Raw genomic sequence first — 22,129 nt, forward strand, 5'->3', positions numbered from 1 at the left:
AAAGGAGTAAGAACTAGACTGTTTAAAGCAGTAAAGTCATTGCTTTAATTATCAAAAGAGGAGTTTTAAACTTTTACCTACAGAAACTTGACACTATCCTAAGCCATAGATTATTTGATATAACCTCTGCAATATAGTAAAATATATATAAATCATTTATTATTGACGTTCTTATTTGGAGGAATTTAATTTGATTAAACCCGCAGTTTTAGAAGAAGAGTTATTCATTGTTTTAATCCCTGAAAGAAAGGATTTAAACCCTGCACTGAAGCTTCAAAAAGATATTTCAGAGCAATATAATCTATATGAAGGTGGAATCTATCCTCAACTACATATCACCCTAGATAGAATAAATAAAGATGCTCTTAATTCTGCTAAAAATATTATAAGAGATATCTCCAAAAAAATTGATGAAATTGATATTAGGATCAATAATTTTAAATGCCTACAAATAAAAGAAAAGTTTTTAGTGCTTCAAGTAAATAAAACAGAATCTTTGCTTAATTTAAGCAACAAACTGCATAATAGATTAACTGAACTAGGAATATCAACTATTGATAATTATAATGAATGGGAATTTCATATGAGTTTAATCAGTAATCAATTTGCTAAAAATAAAATTCCTGAAAAAGATCTTAGTGAATTATGTTTAACACTTGATGGAATCCCACAGAATATATCTACTAAGGCAAAAGAAATTCAAATTTGGCGACCTACTCTAGATCCAGAAAAAAAATGTATAGCCAGTTTTAAGTTATAATCAAATAGAATCAATTTTCTGCTTGTTATCTTCTACTTTAAATAAGTATTAATCATCATGATTATATAAATTCCGTAAAATTGTAGTTAATAAAACTACAAAAGCTGTTATCATAATAGCATATAGAAATCTAGCTATAACCCCTTCTTTTTCTAGGACATACAGAGTGTCAAAAAGACCCTGCACTGCATTATTCCAAGCCAAAGCTGCTACAAAAGCTAGAGCAGCACTAAACATAGTAAGCATCTGTTCTAGAAGTTTATCCTTCAAAAAAATCACCTCTGTAAAGACTATGATAAACCAGGGTAATAAATTACCTATTTAGGGTGATCTTCTATTAGTCTAAACTATCTTTTACTTCACAATTTTATAGCACTATTCATAAATCCCGGCAAATTAATTTGCCGGGATTTATGAATTACTTATTAAAATCTCTCAAAATCATCCTCATCAAGATTCATCATTTTAGATAAATCCTCTACCTCTTCTTGTTTCACTTTACTTTTAGTGCTTTCTAAATAATCAAATTTATTATTATTCAAATCTAATTTAAATCTATTAACTATTTGAGACATATCTTTAGCTTCTTCATTTAAAACTTCACTAGAACTAGCAATCTCCTCTACCATAGAAGCATTATCTTGAGTTACTTGATTTAACTCTTCTACTGCTTCTTGAATCTGATTAGCTGCTGAACTTTGTTGTTCCATAGCAGCTGCTATCTCTTCAATTGCTTGAGAACTTTGATTACTATTCTCTACAATCTCTTTTAGGGCATATCCTGTCTTCTCTACTAAGTCATTTCCTTCTTCAATCTGTCCAATAATAGCATTAATTAATTTATCTATTTCTTTGGCAGATTCTGCAGTTCTACCAGCAAGATTTCTAACTTCTGCAGCTACTACAGCAAAACCTTTACCATGTTCTCCTGCTCGGGCAGCTTCTACTGCTGCATTTAAAGCTAATAAGTTAGTTTGAAAAGCAATATCATTAACTACTGTAATAATATCAGCTATCTCCTTACTGCTTGCTGTAATCTTAGACATAGATCTCATAGTTTCATCTACTATTTCAGAACCTTTATTAACAGTTTCTTTACTATCTCGAGCAAAATCATTTGCTTCTTCTGAACTGGCTGCTACTTCTTGAATAGAAGCATTTATTTCCTCAATTGTTGCTGATACCTCTTCTAATGAAGATGCTTGCTCTTGAGTTCTTTCTGATAGATCCTGATTTCCCATAGAGATTTCATCAGCCGCATTACCAACTGTTGCCGATGATTCTTGTACTTGATATAATGCTTTATTCAAAGAATCGATAGTTTCATTAAGATTATCTGACATCTTCTTAAGTTCATTTTTAGCATCAACAGAAACTTTTTGAGTAAAATCTCCATCGGCCACTCGGGCTAATACTTTTTCAATATCACGGATTATTTCCTGCAAAGAATTAATTGTGTTATTAACACTCTTAGCCATTTTACCTAGCTCATCATCACTATCAAATTCAACCTCTTCACTAAAGTCACCATCTTCTACTTTAGCCAAAACTTTTCTAATGCTTTTAATTGTTCTACTAATATATTTCGTTATAACCCAGGCGATAGCTATTCCAGTTGCTACTACTATTATTAAAAGAATTAAATTAATAACATTAGTAGTGTTAATTTGATTTTGCATATCTGTTTTGAATTTTTTTCTTAAACCTTCTAGTTCATTTTCTACTGCTCTAGCTTTACTTACCATAGTACTTTCTGCTGTTTTTTCATTTTCTATAGCTTGTACATAATTATTAAACGCCACTTGATAATTATTAACCGCTTTAATAATATTGTTTATATCACTTCGATTATTATCTTTTTCCCAAAGCTTTTCTTTAATTTGCTCAACCTGAGTAGTGATTTCTTGAATATTTTCATCAAATAATTTTAGATATTTCTGATCTTCTTTGATAACAAAATTCTTTTCTTCAATTCGTGTATCTAAAATTCCCTTAATTATTCTATTGGCATCATATGCTATTTCAAGTTCTCTATTAATAACTTCTATACTTTGATTATTATTTATCACTTTACTAATTTCTACCTTTTGTTCTTTTTTGAAATCTTCGGCAATTCGAATAGCATTCCTAGCAGATTTGACCATACTCTGGTCAGCATTCTCTTCCTTTTGATAATATTCTTCGTATTTATCAAAAGCTTTTTTATAATCATTTATATTATTAATAATATTATCCATAACAGTTCTATCTTCTTGCTTGTCCAACTTATCTTTGGTATTTCTTGCTTGTTGAATCATATCTTCCACTTCAGAATTAACTTTACTAAGATACTCTTCATTATTTCGTAAAATAAAGTTTTTCTCTTGAGTTCTAATTCCTTTCATATACTTAATCATTCGATTAGCATCATCAGCAATTTCTACCTTATTTTCTACTCTATTGAAACCCAGATAACTAAATCCTCCTACAATAACCGCTAAAATAATTACTATGCCAAAACCTAATCCTAATTTGCTTCCTACTTTCAAATTTTTAAACATATTACTGCCCCCCTTAGATTTAATTTGAATACTTACGATCCAACATAAAATTTAATTACAATAACTATCTAGTAATCTTATATTTAGTATAGTATCTTCGGCAGTATATTTTTTATTTTTCTTAAATAAACACTACCACCAGCACAAAAATAAATCTGCCTACCATAATTGCCCCCAACATCTTCTGCAATAATTGGAATCTTCTCTTTACTAAGAATTTCTCGTGCTAGTTTAATATTTTCTAAAGCTATATTACTATATTGAATTTTAGCAACCTGTCCACCACCAAAAATCTTTGCCTTTAAATTTTTAGAATTTGCTCCCAAATGAATCATTCTTTCTAATAATAAAGCTATTGCATCTACTCCATACTTAGCTCTGTTATTATTACTTCTACTATAACTTTTAGTAGGTAACATAAAATGATTCATACCATAAATCGAATTATTGGAGTCCAGTAAACATACTGCTACACAAGAACCTAATAAGGTAGAAATTACTAAATTATTATCTTTAAATACATAGATGTCTCCAGCAAAAATCTCTTTAATTCTTTTTCTTTTAGTAATCATAATTGTTTATTCTTTAGAACCTTTCAAAATCATCTTCATTAAAATCAATTCTACTATTCTCTTCTAAAAGATCAAATTCTTGTTGATAATTCTCATTGACTCTTTCTTCAAAATCAGTCTCAATATTAATATTTCCTACTTGTAAGTTTAATTTAAATCTCTTAATAATCTTTAATAACTCTTCAGCTTCATCATTTAAAGAATCGCTAGCACTAGACATTTCTTCAACCATAGAAGCATTCTGTTGAGTCACTTGATTTAACTCATCAACTGCCCCTTGTATCTGATTAGCTGCAGAAGATTGTTCTTCCATAGCTGCCGCAATCTCTGATATCGATTGAGATGTTAGTTTGCTATTCTCCACAATTTGTGATAAAGAATTACCTGTTTCTTCAACCAATTGGTTACCATTTTCAATTTGGCTAATAATATTAGTAATTAGCCTTTCTATCTCTTCAGCAGATTCAGCGGTTCTACCAGCAAGATTTCTAACCTCTGCTGCTACTACAGCAAAGCCTTTACCATGTTCTCCAGCCCGAGCTGCTTCTACTGCTGCATTAAGAGCTAATAAGTTGGTCTGAAAAGCAATATCATTAACTACTGTAATGATATCAGCTATTTCCTTACTACTTGCCGTTATCTCAGACATTGATCTCATAGTTCTATTCACAACTTCTGAACCTTCCTCAACTACTTCCATAGTCTGCTGAGATAGATTATCTGTATCTTCAGAGTTAGCAGCTACCTCTTGGATTGAAGCTGTAATTTCTTCTATAGTAGCAGACACTTCCTCTAAGGAGGAGGCTTGTTCTTGAGTTCTCTGTGATAAATCTTGATTACCACTAGCAATTTCATCAGAAGCATCAGTTACATTAATTGAAGCCTGTTGCACCATTTTCATAACTCTACTTAAATCATCAATTGTCTTATTTAAACTTCTAGCCATTTGACCTAATTCATCATTACTTTTTACTTTAACTTTTTCACTAAAGTCTCCTTTAGCTAGTTTAGATAAGATTCGCTGAACTTTATTAATAGTTTTAGAAATAGAACCAGACATAAAGAAAACAATTAAAGAAATAATTATAAATAAAATAATATAACCAATAGTTGATTTTCTAACTATCTCATCTGCTGCTACTGTTAACTCTTTAACTGGTACTGTTAAACCTAATGACCAATCAACTCCAGCAATTGGATGATAATAAACATATTTGTCTTCTCCTGCAAAAGTATAACGTGCTACATCATAATTTTCTTCTACCATTTTCTCTACTATACTGACCAATTCTTTATTAACAAGATCATTACTTGTATCCAATAAATTTAAATCAAATACATATTTAGCTTGAGGGTGGGATAAAGTTAAGCCATTATCATCTATCATATAAGCATAACCTGTTTCACCTAATCTAAAATTATTGATGATTTTCTGTAATGGTTTTAATAGAACATTTCCTGCTAAAAATGATACAACTTTTCCTTGCTTATCTCTAATTGGAACTGCAATTACAAAAACATCTTCACCACTTAATTTTGAATTAACAGGATCACCAATTACTAAATCTTTAGTTTGTTTAATTTCCTTAAAGTAATCTCTTGTACTTAAATCATAAATATTTTGATCATATGTAGTCCAAGCTTGACCTTTTAAATTGATCAACATTAAATTAGCAAAGGTTCCTTTAAGAGAGTTAGATTCTATCTTATCTATTATAGGCCATACTTCTTCTAATTCTTGATCCCAGTCAGAAGACAATTCTAGTGAATTAGCTAAGATTTTAACTTCATTCTTCTTAGCCCCTAACCAATTATTTATTACTTGGCCATTATTTTTAACCTGTTCTAAACCATTCTGTTCAACTGTCTGGGTCACATTATCTATCACTAAATTGTAGTTTTGATATAATAATCCCCCTAAAATAATTATTAATGGAATTAAAATCGAAACAAGCAATTTATTTCTAACTGTTAATCTTCTTTTTATAAAGTCTAACATAAAAAACTACCTCCTTTAATCATTTAAATAACTTATGATCTTTTCTACTATTTGATTTAATGCTACTATTTCTGTTGCTGCTCCTATCTCTATAGCCCTTTTGGGCATCCCAAAGATAGTAGAGCTTTCTTGGTTTTGGACTAAAGTATAACCTCCAACTTCTTTAATTCTTCTTAACCCTTTTGCTCCATCACTTCCCATTCCTGTTAGCAAAACAGCAATTACTGACGAATCAGCAAGCTGAGCTAAGGAATTAAAGCTTACATCTACTGCTGGGCGTTGATAATTAACTTTTGCTCCTCTTAGCAATTTAACATAATATCCAGCACGACGCTTTTTTACTTCCAAATGATAACCTCCAGGAGCAACTAAAGCTTGTCCAGCAAGAATTTGATCTCCATCTTCTGCTTCTTTAACTTTGATCTTAGAAATTTGATTTAGATTTTCAGCAAAGGTCTTAGTAAACTCCTTAGGCATATGTTGAATAATCACCACCCCTGGAATATCATCTGGCATCTGAGGTAAGATTTGTCTAAGTGCTCTTACCCCTCCAGTAGAAGCACCTATAGCAATAATTCTATTCTTTACTTTCTTTTTAATCTTTATTGGAGCATTAGCTTTGGAATTAGTAGATATATTATATCCTTTTAACTTTCTGACCTCTACCTTAGCAGCAACTGCAAGTTTGTCCAGCAGCTCTCTTTGAAATTCTATTCTCATCTCTCTTTTAGCTAAATTAGGCTTAGCAACAAAGTCAACTGCCCCTAATTCTAAAGCCTTTAAAGTAACTTGACTACCTTGAGAAGTTAAAGTACTAACCATTACTACTGGCAATGGATGAGCTATCATCAATCTTTTCAAAAATTCTAGACCATTCATTCTAGGCATTTCTACATCTAGAGTTAATATATCTGGGCTTAACTTTTTTATCTTTTTTACTGCTAAAAAGGGATCTCTAGCAGTTCCTACCACTTCTAAATTAGGACTTCTTTCTACAGTACTTTTCAACAATTGTCTTACTACTGGAGAATCATCAACTATTAATACTCTGACTTTCTTACTCATCTAATCTTAACTCCTATCATCAATTGTTTTTATGATCCTGTTTATAATAATTTTAAGTAATTTTCTGATAAGTAGTTTTATAAACTGATCTCCACTTTTGTTCTACCTGTCTACTACTATTTATAGACTCTGAATGACCTAAAAATAAATAACCATCACTTTTTAATTTTTGATAAAACTGCTTAATGATCTTCTCTCTAGTTTTGGGCCTAAAATAAATAAACACATTTCGGCAGAATATAAAGTCTAAATTATCTTTAATCGAACTATCTTCAAGTTGATTTAAGTTTAATTTTTTAAATTCTATTAGATCGCGCAGTTCTTCTTTAGCTTTAAATAGATTAGCTTGTTTTCCTCTTCCTAACTTAAAATACTTCTTTAATAGATCATAAGGGATTGCATTTACCTTATCATAAGAATAAATTCCCTCTTTCCCAGTTTTTAAAACATCAGTGTTAATATCTGTGGCCAATATTTTAATATTCCAACTTGTATTAATAAAATATTCTCTAAGTATAATAGCTAAACTGTAAGCCTCCTCTCCGCTAGAACATCCTGCACTCCAAACTCTAATACTTTTATTTTTATTTCTTTTTTCTATTCTAGGAAGCACCTGCTCTTTTATAAACTTAAAATGATATTCTTCTCTAAAAAATTTAGTTACATTAGTAGTTAATATATTATATATTTGGGATAACTCCTGGGGGGTATTAATTAGATATTGATAATACTCTTCAAAGCTTGTTAGGCCTAGTTTATATAATCTTTTAGAAAGCCTAGAATTGACCATTGCTCTTTTTTTGTCATGTAAATTTACTCCAATAGACTTATAAATTAAGCTACTTATTTTTTGAAAAATATCATAATTAAGAGTATAATTTCTATTCATAATTAATCCACCATCTCTTTTATATCTTCTTCACTTCCTTTAAAATCAGTAGTCTCTTCTTTACTTTCTTTTGAATTTAACTTATTAATTCTTCTAAACTCTTCAAAAGAAACTATCTTATTTAATTCTAATAACATAACTAATCTATCTTCTAATTTAGCCATACCTCTAATAAAGGTCATATCCACTTCTGAACCAAAGTCTAAATCATCTTGAATATCTTCTTTAGAAAAACTAATAATATCAGATACCTGATCAACTATAACTCCAACGATTTTATCTTTGATTTCTAAAACTATAATTACAGTAAAATTATCATAATCTCGTAATTCTAATCCAAATTTCTTTCTCAAATCAATAACTGGAATTACTTCACCTCTAAAATTAATTACTCCTTTAACTACCTCTGGTGCATTAGGCATCTTAGTTGGGTTAATATAGCGAATAATCTCTTGAACTTTTAAGACATCTACTCCATACTCTTCTTCCATTACTTTAAAGGTTAAAAATTGATTCTCAGCAGAAATATTGGTTAATTGTTGATTCAAAATGTTCATTGTATTATCTTGTTGCTCTGTTTTTCTCATGATTAAATTCACCCCACTTTTTTATTGACTATTATCTATCATCCTATAATTTTAGCTATTTATTTTTTCTAGTAGTTAATAGCTATTAACAGTAGCAAATTTCCTATCTTGTCGCCATTTTAATAACTGTAGCTATATCCAATATCATTGCTACACTACCATTTCCTAAAATAGTAGCTCCAGCCATACCTTCTACATAGGTATAATTCTCTTCCAAACTCTTAACCACTGCCTGTTGTTGACCAATTATCTCATCTACCAATAAACAGGTCTTTTTGCCTTCATCATGAACGATTACTACAATGGCTTTAGTAGGATCTGTTGCTTTAGCTTCTAAATTAAATACTTTGTGTAGACGAGTTAAAGTAATATATTCATCTCTAACCTTAACAACTTCCCCTTTACCCTTTACCGTCTTTAGATCTTTTTTTAATGGTTGAATAAACTCATAAATTGAATTTAATGGGATAATAAAGGTCTCTTCACCTACTTTTACTACCATTCCATCAATAATTGCTAACGTTAAAGGTAATTTTAATTTAAAGGTAGTTCCTTTACCTAGTCGAGTAGAGATATTAACTGTTCCCCTTAATTTTTCAATATTACTCCTAACTACATCCATTCCTACTCCTCTACCTGAAGTTTCAGTTATCTTCTGGGCTGTAGAAAAACCTGGTGCAAATATTAAATTATATATTTCTTCGTCCTTTAAATCATCCTTCTGGCCAACAACACCCTTTTTCTTTGCTTTCTCTAATATTTTTTCTTTATCAAGACCTTGACCATCATCAGAAATTTCTATCACAATATGTCCTTCTTTATGATAAGCATTTAAAGTAATCTTACCCTCTTTACTCTTTCCTGCTTCTTCCCTTTCAGCTGGTAACTCAATACCATGATCAATAGCATTTCTAATCATATGTTTTAAAGGATCTGCTATTTTTTCAATAATATTTTTATCTAACTCTGTTTCTTTACCTCTGATATCTAATACAATCTCTTTACCCTGCTTCCGAGAAAGATCTCTTACTAATCTTCTAAAACGCATAAAAGTATTAGCAATTGGAACCATTCTTACTTTCATAATCTCCTCTTGTAAATCTTTAATCCATTTTTCTACTTCATCAAAGGCAGTTAACAATTCTGTATTCTTATGACCACCTTCTTTAAAAGCCAACTCTCTTACTTTAGCTTGGCTAATTACTAATTCAGACATAGTATTCATTAATTTTTCTAACTTATTTGTATCAACTTTAATACTACTTTTTTCTTGCACATTTCTACTTTCTTTCTGTTCTTTAACCACTTTTTCAATCTGCTTTTCACTTACTTTCCCACTATCAGCTAAAATTTGACCTAATTTCTTCTGTTCTTCTAATGCATCTTTAACATCATCTTCTGTTATAATACCTTTTTCTACTAAAATTTCTCCAGTTAATTTATCAGCTAGACTGATATCTAGGCCTTGATCAAAATCAAAATTTTCTGTAATCTCTTCAATTTCAATCTCATTATCAAATTCAATAAAGATAAATACTTCCTTTATTCTATCAATAGAAACTTGAGTTTTAATCAATAATGTAAAAGTAAGGTAACATTTTTCTGGATCCATTTCATATATCTCAGGAATTCTAGATAAATTTATATTATTATCTATAACTTCAGAAAAATCTTCTAACTCCTTAATTAATGCTAAAGGGTCTGTTCCAGTTTCAAAAACATTTTCATTCAATTTTAATTTAATTCGATAAACTTTTTCGTCAACTTTTGATTTTTCTAATTTATTAGCTGTATTCTTAAAATTAACTTCTTCTGAATTTTTACTTTTTAAAAGGCACTTAAAAGATTTGCTAATCTCATGGATCTTCTGGTCATCGATTACATATCCAGGATTAATAATCTCTTGAAGCATTTCTTCAACTATATCCCTACTTTCTAATAACAAACTGATAATCTCCCCATTAATTTCTAAATAATCATTTCTAATTTGATCTAATAAATCTTCAGCATGGTGGACAAAATCAGCAATCTTGCTTAAACCTGTTAGTCCTGCACTTCCTTTTAAAGTATGCATACTTCTAAATATCTTATTAATTAACTCTTGATTTTCAGTTTCATTTTCCAATTGCAATAAGTCTATTTCCAATTCTCCTAATATTTCCTTTGCCTCTTCAATGAAAATATTTACTAAAGCTTCTTCCCCCATCTTTACACCTCCTAACGAACAAACTTCTTAACTACACCTATTAATTGCTCTGGATTGAATGGTTTTACTAACCAACCGGCTGCTCCTGCTTGCTTTCCTTCTTCCTTCATTTTATCCTGAGATTCTGTTGTCAGAATTAAAATTGGAATAAATTTAAAATTTCTATCCTTCTTTACTTCTTTAGTAAAGGTGATTCCGTCCATCTTTGGCATATTAACATCAGTAATAATCATTTTAGGTCTTTCACTAATTGAACTATTCTCTGCTAATTTATCTAAAGCATCTTGTCCATCCTCTGCTAATATGACATCATACCCCTCCTTTGTTAAAGTATATTTAACTGATGAACGTACTGTTTTGGAATCGTCTGCAACTAATATTTTTTTGGACATTGAATATCATTCCTCTCTCATTTCATAATCTAAAATTTCATTGACTCCTAATAATTTCAATGTTTCTTCGATTTCTTTACTAATATTATCCAATTTGAGACTAATCTTTTCCTTTAAAAATGTTTTCTCTAAAGATAAGAGCAGTTGAATTCCTGCAGCATCAAGCCTTTCAACTTGATAACAATCAAAGATTAAATTCTTTTTCTCTTCTAATTTACTGATTACTTCTTCTTTAAAGGGATATATAGTAAATATAGTTAACTCTTTAGGTAATTCTAAGGTTAATTCTTTTACCACTAGCTACACCCCCTTTACTTAATAATAAGTATTATTTTACTACTCTCTTATAATTTAGTTAATTACTCTATTTTTTCTCTAAAATAGAGTTAATTCTCCTCCCGCGCTTCCCACATCAACTTCTAAATCTACCATTTCGTCTTGTGCTGTCTTTCTCTCAATATAACTTGTAAATTTGTCTAATAACTTCTCTAATTTTTCATTATTGCTATTCCAGTTACTCTTACCTATCTTGGCTAGATAGTAGTCCTTTATTTCTACTACTTCTCTTTGAATTGTTTCTAAAGATTTTATAACTTCTTCCCCTACTTCTCTTAAAGTAAAGCAATCTCCTATCTCTTTATTTACACCTTTAACCTCCAAGAAGAGTCTATTAATTGCTTTATTTAATCCTTGAACTGCTTCTTTGATTAACTTCTTAGTCAAAAATAGGTCTTCTTTTGATTGTCCTATCAATTGATTAGATTTTTTTATTAACTTCTGATTATTCATAGCCAACTCTATAAAATGACTATAGTTATCTTCTAGTTCCTCTTTTAACTCATGATATAATTCATCATTATGATTACTAGAAGCTATAAATTGTTCTATAATGGACTCTATATCTGTAACAAAGGAATGTTTATTATTAGTTATTCTAGAAAATTCAATTTTAGCTAAAAATTTAATCTTGGTAAATTGATTAGCTATATTGTTGGTTTCATAAAAGCTTTCTTCAATAGCTTTCATATTATCATAAAAATCACCTTCGTTTTTTGCCAAACTATAATATCTACCTTCAATCTTAGTTAATTTTTTTCCTAGTTTATTGATAAACTCATCTAAATTTTCATATATTCTCTCAATACTTATCATATCTTTTTTCTCTTCTTTATTATTATCTTCAATTAGAAATGAAGTTATCTCCTCACCATCTTTCTCAAGACCTATTAAATCTGAATTAATTTTATTGAATTTATTATTAATTTCAAATAAAGAGTCATCTAATTGTTTTAATATATTAGAACTTAACTTTTTGGAAAGATTAGAAACTTCATTAAGAAAGATTAAGATATCTAGATTTTCATCAATGGAATCATTACTATTTAATTTATCAATCTCTTCCTTCATACTTTGAGTAATCTCGATTAAATTTTCTAAATTCTGTCTAATAATATCTTGGTTCTGTAATAAAATAATAATATCATAGATTGGTTCTACTACCTCTTTGATATGATCCATAAAGTCCTTCAATAACTTCGAAATTCCTGATAAAGAATCTAAAACAGCAGAAAAAATTTCTTGGCTTTCGAGACTATAGTTATTAGCCACCTCTTCTTCAGAAGAAGTTAATTCTTCTAAATCACCTTCAAAACTTTTGTACCATTTTTGCAACTCTAAAATACTTACTTGAATAAGTTGATATTTATCCTTGATATTGCTCGTTAATTGCTTAATTTTATTTGATATTACCCTAAAGCCAGCTCCTTCTCTTCCTGTTTTGGCCGAAAATATAATTGCATTAATCGATAAAATTTCTAAATCATTTAACACCTCTTCTAACTCTTGAATTAAATTTAATAATTTCACAAATTCAGCCTGTTCATCATCGCTTTTGTTAATGAACCCTTCTAAGCTATGGGTAACCTCAAACCTTGAGGATAAAACCTCATATACTTTAGCAATTCTTGATTGTAAATTTTCTAAAATTTCTGATATTTTAAAATTAGCTGACCTAGATTCTCTATGGTTATTTTCTATAAAGTAATTAATTAATAATTCAGTCTCTTCAATGGTCCCATCAATCTCCTCTTCAATCTCTGGTAATTTATCTGAAATGTGTCCATAAAATTCTTCAGTCTTAGATATCATTTTCTCTAATAACTCTACATTATTATCTAAAATATTATTAATCTTCTTTAATTTACTTCCTTTATTATCTATTGAGATTGAATTGTTCAAGTTATCACCTCTTTCTATTAACATTAAAGAAATATAATCAATAAGATCAAATATTATTACAAATATGTATTGCTAGGGCTTGATTATATAAACTTATTATTATATACTTTATTATTTCTTGATATAATAGCTTTTTCCTTTCTCTTTTTTGGAAAATAAACCACTTTTATTTTAAAATTTTATTTCTTTTGCACTGTATTATATAAAATAAATCAACTCTACTAGATCCTTTATTGAAAACATTCAAAAAACAAATAAAAGTGTGATTTTTATCACACTTTTATTTGTTAATCTATATTTTTGTTTTTTTCTATATTATCTTACAAATCATAATATTCTTTTAAAATTCCTATAAATAAATTTACTAAACCAGGATCAAATTGACTTCCAGCATAACTTTCTAACTCAAGTATTGCTTCTACCACACCTAAGCCTTTTTTATAACATCTATCAGTAGTCATGGCATCAAAAGAATCAGCTATGGCCAAGATTCTAGCATCTAACAAAATATCTTCTTTAGAAACTCCATAAGGATAACCACTACCATCATAACGTTCATGATGTTGAAGAATTATAGTTTCAACCTTTTTTAAGTTATTGCTTTCATTCAAAAATTTAGAAGCTTTAATTGGATGTTCTTTAATTATTTGATACTCTTTTGTACTCAATTTACTTGCTTCATTTAAAATTTGCTTTGGGATATCTAGTTTGCCTATATCATGAAATAAGGCTGCATAAGCTAATTCTTTAAGCCTTTTTCTGGATAATTCTAAGTTCACACCAATAAGTAATGAATAATTATATACATTCAAGCTATGTTGATACAAAGCTTGATCTGAACTTTGAATTTTATTTAATAAATAAAGAAAAAAATCAAAATTGCTAACATCCCTACAGAATCTTTTCTTTAATCCCTCTTCTAAATTTTGACTTACTAGCATTTTTCTCTCCTTCCTTTCTTAAATAAACATAACTCCGATAGGTATAATCGAAAGGATCTAAATAAATTTTTAGCTACTTTCTAACTTATATAGTTAATTTTATAATACTTAGAATAATAAAACTGTGTGCTAGCACACAGTTTTGCACTTTTATATTAGATAAATCAGGAGATTTAGTTGATAAATAAAAAAGGTTGAACCCTCTAGAGAGTTCAACCTTTTACAAATTAATTTATTAATAATTTTTTTCTTTTAATTCAAAGAATTCTTGAGGATGTGCACAAGCAGGACACTTCTTAGGTGCTTCTTCTCCTTCATGTACATATCCGCAGTTGTCACACTTCCACCTTACAGTTTCATCTTTAGCAAATACTTTTTCTTCTCTGACATTTTTTAATAACTTTAAGTATCTCTTCTCATGTTCTACCTCTACTTCAGCAATCTTTCTAAATACTGCAGCAATTTCAGCAAATCCTTCTTCTTCAGCTACATCAGCAAAATGAGGATATAATTCAGTATGCTCTTCATTCTCCCCAGCAGCTGCTGCTTCTAGATTCTCTTCTGTAGTTCCAATAACTCCCGCTGGATATGCAGCAGTAATCTCTACATCTCCACCTTCTAAGAACTTAAAGAATCTTTTAGCATGCTCTTTTTCATTTCTGGCAGTTTCTAAAAATATATTAGCAATTTGGCGATAACCTTCCTTTTTTGCTTGAGAAGCAAAGTATGTATATCTAGTTCTTGCTTGAGATTCTCCTGCAAATGCCTTTAATAAATTCTTTTCAGTTTTTGTTCCTTTTACACTAGCCATAATTATCATCCTCCAAGTTTATACTTACTAACCTTTATTACTAACACTTCTTACTATCTTACTTTTTTTACTGGTTACTTGTCACTCATTACTAGTTACTACTTTACTATGCTTTCCACAAACCATGAATATTACAGAATTCTCTAACTTCAACTATCTCATCTTTAGAAACTTTAAATTCTGCAACTGGCTTATCTCCAGCCTTCAACTCAGCACGAAGAACCTTATCTTCAGTTAATACCTCAATAAATCTAATTAAATGTTCTTCTGTCATTGGATGTAAAGTAGTTCCAACAGTTACCTTTACTCCACCTTCAACCTCTTCTACAACTGGTACATGCTTTTCATTAGCAGCATCTTCAGTCTGAGCTTCTAATTTAACCATATTTTCTCCACAACATACTAAAGGAGCTGGACCAGCCTGAACAAATTCCACAACATTTCCACAGTGCTCACATTTGTAAATCTCTCTTAATTGATTTGCCATTATTAAATCTCCTCCTTTAAATTATCTGTGACTTCTTTTAACTGACTTTCGTCAGGTATATATTGAACCTTGATTTGATCAAGGAGTTCAAACCTACAATCAGCTAATACATCTTCAACCTGTCCAATACTCTGTCCCCCCCATCCATAAGAACCAAAAGCTAATCCTATTCTGTTCTTAGGTGCTAAACCTTTTAAATAAGTTAAAAAGGCTGCTACTGATGGTAACATATTATTATTCAAAGTAGGTGATCCTACACAGATGTATTTAGCTGTTAAAACCTCTGTAATTATATCTGACCTATGATTTACATCCAAATTCATCATCTTTGTACTAATCCCTTTGCCTTCAAAAGCATCTTGTATAGCATAAGCAAGCTTCTTAGTAGACTTCCACATCGTATCATAAATTATCAATGCTTTTTCGTCAGTTTCATTAGCTGACCATTTTTGATACTTCTCCATAATTTCTGTTACAAAACTTCTCCAAATAACACCATGGGATGGTGCAATTATATCAATCTCTAGACCTTTAGCCTTTTCTAAAACTCCTTGTACCTGCCTTCCATAAGGCATTACAATATTTGCATAGTATTTTTTAGCTTCTTCCATTACAATATCAAAGCTTGCTTGATCAGCAAATCTCTCTGAACTAGCATAATGTTGGCCAAAAGCATCATTAGAAAATAAAATTTTCTCCTCTGGTAAATATGTTACCATATTATCTGGCCAATGTACCATTGGGGTTAAAACAAAGTTTAAAGTCCTTTGACCTATATTTAACTCTGTTCCTGGCTTAGCAACCTCAAAGTTCCAATTTTTACTATCATAATGTGCCTCTAAACCAGCTTTTCCCTTTGGAGATGTGATAAGTTTAGCATTTTTAGCAACTTTCATCAATTGTGGCAATCCACCAGAATGGTCCATCTCTACATGGTTAGATATTACATAATCTATTTTAGATGGATCTATAATACTAGAAATCCTCTCTATCATTTCATCATATAGATAATGTTTAACAGTATCTATTAGTATAACCTTCTCATCAATAATTAGATAGGCATTATATGTAGAACCCCTTTGAGTTAAGTACCCATGGAAATCTCTTAAATCCCAATCTATACCTCCTACCCAATATATATCTTTTTTGATTTCTTTTGCTCTCATTACTTTACCTCCTAAATTAATCTAAATAGAATATCCTGCATATCCCCTATAAAAAATAATTTCTGCAAAGATATTTTCCTTTATATATTATATTAGATACTATTAGTAACAATTCCTTTTTTTAATAAGTAAAAATTTAATTTTTTTGGTTTATTTTTGATAATGATTTTCATTATCTCAGTTTTTGGTGTAATTTACTCTTTTAGTTATTGTTATATTCATTTATTTACAAATAAGGCCAAAAGATTAGTGGGTTTTTATTAATTAACTTATTAGCTTCATAAAGATAAAAACTCTAATTCAATATTTAAAATACATTGACAAAAATCGTAATATTCTGTTATAATATTTTTGTTGTTAACCATCAATTTTTTTGGTTAACATATCATTTTAATATTTTCTTAAAGGAGGAAATTACTATGAAGACCAACACTAAATCAATGGTACTAGTAGCCCTTTTTGCAGCACTTACTGCTATCGGCGCTTTTATTAAAATACCAACACCTTTTGGAGTACCTTTCAGTCTACAACCTTTATTTGTTATTTTTGCAGCAAACTTATTAGGAGCTAGACTAGCTTTACTTAGTCAATTAGTTTATATCTTTATTGGCTTAATTGGTATCCCTATCTTTACTCAAGGAGGAGGACCAAGCTATGTATTACAGCCTACCTTTGGCTATCTAATTGGTTTTGCAATAGGTGCTTATGTAATTGGAAAATTGATCGAAGCTAAAGAAAAGAATTTCAAGAACTTTATTTTATCCAATTTAGCTGGACTTGTTGTCTTTTACCTTTTTGGAGTAGCTCATCTGTACATAGTTCTTAACTTCTATTTAGGCAAAACATATCCAATTACTCAAGCGTTAGTAGGCGGATTCTTAATCTTCTTGCCTTTTGATATTATCAAAGCTATAATATCAGCTTTAATATCTAAAGAAGTTATTAATAGAATAGAAGATGCTGTTCCTATTACAAAGTCAAAAAATTAAAATTATTATTTAATCTGGAGTGATAAAAATTAAAACTAAAGATCTTGTATTAGCTGCATTATTTGCTGCTTTAACAGCAGTAGGGGCTTTTATTAAAATCCCTATTCCTTATGTACCTTTTACATTACAGGTTTTATTTGTATTTTTTGCAGGTAGTTTATTGGGTAGTAAGCTAGCTTTAATTAGTCAATTAGTTTATTTGGGAATTGGCTTAATAGGTATTCCTATTTTTACCCAAGGTGGAGGACCTGGTTATATCTTACAACCCACCTTTGGATATTTACTAGGTTTTGCAAGTGCTGCTTATATAATTGGTAAAATCATTGAAAATTTAAAAAAACAAAATTTTATTAACTTTTTCCTAGCTAATTTAGCTGGCTTAGCTATAGTTTATCTATTTGGTGTAATTTATCTCTATCTTAATCTAAATTTTATAACTGGAACTACTATTAGTCTAGCTAAAGCAATAAAAATTGGGTTTTTACTTCCAATCCCTGGTGATTTGCTGCTTTGTATAATCGCATCTCTAATATCTAAAAAAGTTCTTAATCAAGTTAGAGAGGCACTACCTATTATGAATATTAGAAATTAGTCAAAAGAACTTGTCCTTTAGGCAAGTTCTTTTCTAATTTTATAAATTTCACGCTATTATTCTACTATACAATCAAGTACAACTATTTACACTTCTTAAGATACTTACTTTGAGTATAAAATATTAATTATATCTATTGAAGAATCAGTGTTAGAGTCGCTTAGTCATCGGATAAATTTCATAATTATATCTAATTATGATAAAATATATCGTAATATAAGCATAATTAAAATTATAAAGGAGTGGAGCTATGAACTTATCAATAATCGCAGCCATGGATAAAAATCAATTAATTGGAAAGAAAAATAAAATGCCATGGTATCTTCCTGCTGACTTATCTTACTTTAAGAAGCTTACAAGTAAACATATTATAGTTATGGGTAGAAGAACCTTTGAGTCAATTGGAAAGCCACTTAAGAATCGTAGAAATATAGTATTAACTCGCAATACTGATTATTCAATAGATGGTTGTGAGATAATGCATTCAATTGATGAGATATTAAACACCTTCATTAATAGTAATGAAGAAATCTTTATTATTGGTGGGGCAGAAATCTATAAGTCATTTCTTCCCTATGTAAATAGACTATATATAACAAAAATAGATCATGAATTTGAAGGAGATACCTTCTTTCCTAAAATAGATTGGAATAAATGGAAGAAAACATCAGAGAAAAATGCTATTAAAGATACAGATAATCCATACACTTATAGTTATCATATCTATGAAAGAATAACTTAAGATAGCAGAATATATACATAGATAAATTATATAGAATTAGAACCTAGAAAACTACCTAAGCTAAAGTTAAACTCTAGTGTTAGGCATCTCTTGAAATGATTTATGAAGACATTCATCTAGAAGAATATACCCCTCATCTTCCAATTAAAGGAGAAGTATCAGTATAATCTTTTAATAAACAACATCATCATATAATATAAAAAAGTAGTAGGGAGTTCCCTACTACTTTTTTATAACTTTCCCTTGATAATCTTATTTCATCTCTTCGATCAAATCTTTAAAATCGCTAGGTTTAGTCTTTTCCTTGACTAATGCCTTATCCCCTATTTGAGGATGCTTGTCTCTAAAGATTGGCATATCTTCATTCTTATAAATTATTCCTAATGGAATTTTTTCGCCCCACTCCTCTGATTTCTTTAAGGCTAATTCATAATTACTTGGATCATAATCAGCATCTAATTCATAAACTCTTTTCGTATACCATTGATAAGTGTTAACCTTATTAAAGGAAACACAAGGTTGCAAAATATCTATCAAAGCATAACCTCGATGATTTAAAGCTGCTTTCATCATTTCTTTTAGATGTTCTTTCTTAGCAACAAAGCTTCTAGCTACAAAGCTTGCTCCCATAGCAACTGCAAATTTAATTGGATTAAAAGGATTAGCTGTAATTCCGTTAGGTTGAGTTGAAGTAGTAATATCATGACCTGTAGTAGGCGAAGCTTGCCCTTTAGTCAGACCATAAATTTGGTTATCATGAACAAAATGAGCGATATTAAGATTACGTCTGATATTATGAAGAATATGATTACCACCTTCACCATAAGTATCTCCATCTCCTGATTCTACAATAACCTTCATCTCAGGGTTAGCAATTCTCATACCCATAGAAGGAGGTAATGCTCTCCCATGTAATCCATTGAATCCATTGACTTTGATATAATGAGGCATCTTAGCTGCCTGTCCAATCCCTGTAAACATTGTTACTTGTGAGGGTTTAAGTTCTAACTCTGCTAGAGCTTCAGCTAAACATTTGCGTAAAGGAATATCACCACACCCTGGACACCAAGCTGTCTCTCGATTAGGTTCATAAATCTCTGGGTTTACCATTAATCCATCACCTCTTCCTTAACAGCTTCATAAATTTCTCGACCAGTAAAAGGACGTCCATCATATTTCACAAGTTCATGTTCTATCATAATACCAGTTTCAGAACTAATTAAGCGAGAAAACTGAGCTGTTCCATTATTTTCAACCATAATCGATACTTTATCATAAATTCTATCCTCTAGCTCTTCAATTGGAAGTGGCCAAACATCTCCAAAAGATAAGAGAGCAACCTCATATCCATCCTCTTCTAATAATTTTCTAGCTTCCTGTAATGGGCCATAGGTAGATCCCCATCCTATTAATAAATAAGCTGCGTCATCTGGACCTATATATTCAGGTTCTTCTAAATCATCTAAGATTAATTTATCAACCTTATCAAATCTTTTGTTTACCATCTTGACTCTTGTTTCTGCATCTTCAATAATATGACCATCCTCATCATGTTCATCACTGTCAACTAGTACTATATCATCATCTAATTGTCCTGGATATGCCATTGGTGATATTCCATCTGGAGTAAATTGATATCGCTTATAATCACTCATATTCTTAGCTTCATCATCTGAAATAAATCCATTATAGATTTCAAGAGAATCTAGATCAAATGCATCTACATTAACTTCAGCATCTGCTAAAAATTGATCACTTAATAAAATAACGGGAATTTGATATTTCTCTGCTATATTTAAAGCTCTAAAACTTTGATAAAATGCATCTTCAGCATCTCTTACTGAAATAACCATCTTTGGAAAATCACCATGTCCTGCATTAACAGCAAATAATAAGTCTGCCTGCTCTGTTCGTGTAGGCAATCCTGTTGCTGGACCAGGTCGCTGTACATCAACAATAACTAAAGGAAGTTCTGCAATCCCAGCAAAACTTACCGCTTCAGTCATTAATGCAAAACCACCACCAGAACTTCCAGTCATAGACCTAACACCACTATAAGAACCACCTAATGCCATCATAATAGCAGCAATCTCATCTTCTGCTTGCTCTACTACTATACCCAAGTCATTCTGCCTTTTAGCTAAATAATTCATTACTCCAGTTGCAGGAGTCATTGGATAAGCAGAATAGAATTTAACTCCACCAACTGCTGCTCCCATTCCTATAGCTTGATTTCCATTAATTAATATCTGATTATCATTACTCTCTACCTTAGGCAACTCTATTCTAGTCTTAGCTACCTCTGCCTTTTCATAACCTTTACGTAATGCTTCTATATTCATCTGCTTAATATCCTCAGCACGTCTGAAATATTCCTCTAATACCTCTTCAGCAATCTTTAAATCTAAACCTAATAATTTAAGTACAACTCCTACAAAGACAGTATTAGCCACTCTTCCATTTCCAATATCTTGAGCAATTAAAGCAGCTTCTAAGGTGAAAATTTCCTTATCTTTATTATTTTCTCTTAATTCACCCTGATAGGATTCTCCATTATAAATCATAATCCCATCATCTTTAACAAAGTCCTGATGAATCTCTACACCAGCTTTATTTAAAGCTAATAAGATATCTTGTTCATCCTTTGGACCAGTAATCTCCTCATCACCGATTCTTATTTTCATAAAATTGTGTCCACCACGAACCCTAGATTCATAATTCTTAGTTGAATAGATATTATAACCATGCTTAAAGAAAATTTTACTTAAAATGAAGTTAAGGGTATTTAAACCCTGACCAGCCTCTCCGGCAATTACTAAATTTAAATCCATTGACTTCCCTCCCTCTATAAATTAAATTTATCTCACTCATGCTCATTCATTCTTAGAATTTCGTTTTCTTATAAAAAAGGAATATGGATTTAATTATTAAAACCAATTAATATTTGGAATTGAAAGGATAAACTAACCCCAAAAACTTAACAATTATTTTAAAAAATATGGTCGCTTATTGGAACTCCACATCTCCATGGTAGTTTAACCTCCCATATCTCCCAGGATCTATGTCCCTACATTCCTTCGTTCTACCTATCCATGGGTGGAGGCTGGATATGCTCCTTGTCAGGGTCTATGCCCGTATTGAAAAAATTAATTC

At 30.2% G+C, this 22,129-nt stretch carries 21 protein-coding genes; 4 read left to right on the forward strand and 17 right to left on the reverse strand.

Translation table 11 applies throughout. The features are described from left to right. The first annotated feature begins 190 nt into the window (after positions 1 to 190). On the forward strand, positions 191 to 760 hold the full coding sequence (locus OREMA_RS0100005) for a hypothetical protein (RefSeq protein WP_018247221.1): 570 nt from the start codon (positions 191 to 193) through the stop codon (positions 758 to 760). Positions 761 to 808: 48 nt separating this feature from the next. Here OREMA_RS0100005 and OREMA_RS0100010 read toward each other — a convergent pair whose 3' ends face one another. From OREMA_RS0100010 to OREMA_RS0100080, 15 genes are all read right to left on the reverse strand, one after another. Next, positions 809 to 1,030 carry a DUF5654 family protein gene (locus OREMA_RS0100010; protein WP_018247222.1) on the reverse strand — a complete coding sequence of 74 codons (222 nt, stop codon included), beginning with the start codon at positions 1,028 to 1,030 and terminating at the stop codon, positions 809 to 811. A gap of 155 nt (positions 1,031 to 1,185) precedes the next feature. Further along, a complete protein-coding gene (locus tag OREMA_RS18060; protein ID WP_018247223.1) occupies positions 1,186 to 3,300 on the reverse strand; it encodes a HAMP domain-containing methyl-accepting chemotaxis protein in 2,115 nt (704 codons plus the stop codon). 83 nt (positions 3,301 to 3,383) lie between these two features. Next, positions 3,384 to 3,872 (reverse strand): chemotaxis protein CheD, encoded by a 489-nt coding sequence (locus tag OREMA_RS0100020; protein WP_018247224.1) that lies wholly within the window; start codon positions 3,870 to 3,872, stop codon positions 3,384 to 3,386. A 13-nt stretch (positions 3,873 to 3,885) separates the two neighbouring features. Further along, on the reverse strand, positions 3,886 to 5,871 hold the full coding sequence (locus tag OREMA_RS0100025; protein WP_018247225.1) for a methyl-accepting chemotaxis protein: 1,986 nt from the start codon (positions 5,869 to 5,871) through the stop codon (positions 3,886 to 3,888). Positions 5,872 to 5,886: 15 nt separating this feature from the next. Then, positions 5,887 to 6,936, reverse strand: coding sequence for a protein-glutamate methylesterase/protein-glutamine glutaminase (locus OREMA_RS0100030; RefSeq protein WP_018247226.1), 1,050 nt, complete (start codon positions 6,934 to 6,936; stop codon positions 5,887 to 5,889). 52 nt (positions 6,937 to 6,988) lie between these two features. Continuing rightward, positions 6,989 to 7,825 (reverse strand): CheR family methyltransferase, encoded by an 837-nt coding sequence (locus OREMA_RS0100035; protein WP_018247227.1) that lies wholly within the window; start codon positions 7,823 to 7,825, stop codon positions 6,989 to 6,991. A gap of 2 nt (positions 7,826 to 7,827) precedes the next feature. Beyond that, positions 7,828 to 8,412 carry a chemotaxis protein CheW gene (locus tag OREMA_RS16835; protein WP_018247228.1) on the reverse strand — a complete coding sequence of 195 codons (585 nt, stop codon included), beginning with the start codon at positions 8,410 to 8,412 and terminating at the stop codon, positions 7,828 to 7,830. A 103-nt stretch (positions 8,413 to 8,515) separates the two neighbouring features. After that, positions 8,516 to 10,618 (reverse strand): chemotaxis protein CheA, encoded by a 2,103-nt coding sequence (locus tag OREMA_RS0100045; protein WP_018247229.1) that lies wholly within the window; start codon positions 10,616 to 10,618, stop codon positions 8,516 to 8,518. 11 nt (positions 10,619 to 10,629) lie between these two features. Further along, positions 10,630 to 11,010: a response regulator gene (locus OREMA_RS0100050; RefSeq protein ID WP_018247230.1), complete on the reverse strand. Its 381-nt coding sequence runs from the start codon at positions 11,008 to 11,010 to the stop codon at positions 10,630 to 10,632. Positions 11,011 to 11,016: 6 nt separating this feature from the next. After that, entirely contained in the window at positions 11,017 to 11,307 is a 291-nt protein-coding gene (locus OREMA_RS0100055; protein WP_018247231.1) for an STAS domain-containing protein, read from the reverse strand. Positions 11,308 to 11,385: 78 nt separating this feature from the next. Further along, positions 11,386 to 13,248 carry a methyl-accepting chemotaxis protein gene (locus OREMA_RS0100060; protein WP_018247232.1) on the reverse strand — a complete coding sequence of 621 codons (1,863 nt, stop codon included), beginning with the start codon at positions 13,246 to 13,248 and terminating at the stop codon, positions 11,386 to 11,388. A 320-nt stretch (positions 13,249 to 13,568) separates the two neighbouring features. Further along, entirely contained in the window at positions 13,569 to 14,189 is a 621-nt protein-coding gene (locus OREMA_RS16840; RefSeq protein WP_018247233.1) for an HD-GYP domain-containing protein, read from the reverse strand. Between the two features lie 235 nt (positions 14,190 to 14,424). Beyond that, positions 14,425 to 15,000 carry a rubrerythrin gene (gene rbr / locus OREMA_RS0100070; protein ID WP_018247234.1) on the reverse strand — a complete coding sequence of 192 codons (576 nt, stop codon included), beginning with the start codon at positions 14,998 to 15,000 and terminating at the stop codon, positions 14,425 to 14,427. Between the two features lie 106 nt (positions 15,001 to 15,106). Further along, complete coding sequence (locus OREMA_RS0100075) at positions 15,107 to 15,487, reverse strand: desulfoferrodoxin (protein ID WP_018247235.1); 381 nt, start codon at positions 15,485 to 15,487, stop codon at positions 15,107 to 15,109. A 2-nt stretch (positions 15,488 to 15,489) separates the two neighbouring features. Next, positions 15,490 to 16,653, reverse strand: coding sequence for an FprA family A-type flavoprotein (locus tag OREMA_RS0100080; protein ID WP_018247236.1), 1,164 nt, complete (start codon positions 16,651 to 16,653; stop codon positions 15,490 to 15,492). A gap of 419 nt (positions 16,654 to 17,072) precedes the next feature. Between OREMA_RS0100080 and OREMA_RS0100085 the strand changes: the two genes are divergently transcribed. The 3 genes from OREMA_RS0100085 to OREMA_RS0100095 all read left to right on the forward strand — a co-directional run bounded on the left by OREMA_RS0100085 (position 17,073) and on the right by OREMA_RS0100095 (position 18,976). Continuing rightward, entirely contained in the window at positions 17,073 to 17,642 is a 570-nt protein-coding gene (locus OREMA_RS0100085; RefSeq protein ID WP_018247237.1) for a biotin transporter BioY, read from the forward strand. A gap of 22 nt (positions 17,643 to 17,664) precedes the next feature. After that, positions 17,665 to 18,234 carry a biotin transporter BioY gene (locus OREMA_RS0100090; protein ID WP_026188850.1) on the forward strand — a complete coding sequence of 190 codons (570 nt, stop codon included), beginning with the start codon at positions 17,665 to 17,667 and terminating at the stop codon, positions 18,232 to 18,234. A gap of 250 nt (positions 18,235 to 18,484) precedes the next feature. Continuing rightward, the gene (locus OREMA_RS0100095) at positions 18,485 to 18,976 is read left to right on the forward strand and encodes a dihydrofolate reductase (protein ID WP_018247239.1); all 492 of its coding nucleotides are present in this window, start codon (positions 18,485 to 18,487) and stop codon (positions 18,974 to 18,976) included. 252 nt (positions 18,977 to 19,228) lie between these two features. On the opposite strand, the gene OREMA_RS0100100 is transcribed toward OREMA_RS0100095, so the two are convergent. Beyond that, entirely contained in the window at positions 19,229 to 20,086 is an 858-nt protein-coding gene (locus OREMA_RS0100100) for a thiamine pyrophosphate-dependent enzyme (RefSeq protein WP_018247240.1), read from the reverse strand. Beyond that, complete coding sequence (locus tag OREMA_RS0100105) at positions 20,086 to 21,807, reverse strand: 2-oxoacid:acceptor oxidoreductase subunit alpha (RefSeq protein WP_018247241.1); 1,722 nt, start codon at positions 21,805 to 21,807, stop codon at positions 20,086 to 20,088. The genes OREMA_RS0100100 and OREMA_RS0100105 overlap by 1 nt, the downstream gene beginning before the upstream one ends. Between the last annotated feature and the right edge of the window lie 322 nt (positions 21,808 to 22,129).

The organism is Orenia marismortui DSM 5156, assembly GCF_000379025.1.
Lineage (GTDB): Bacteria > Bacillota > Halanaerobiia > Halobacteroidales > Halobacteroidaceae > Orenia > Orenia marismortui.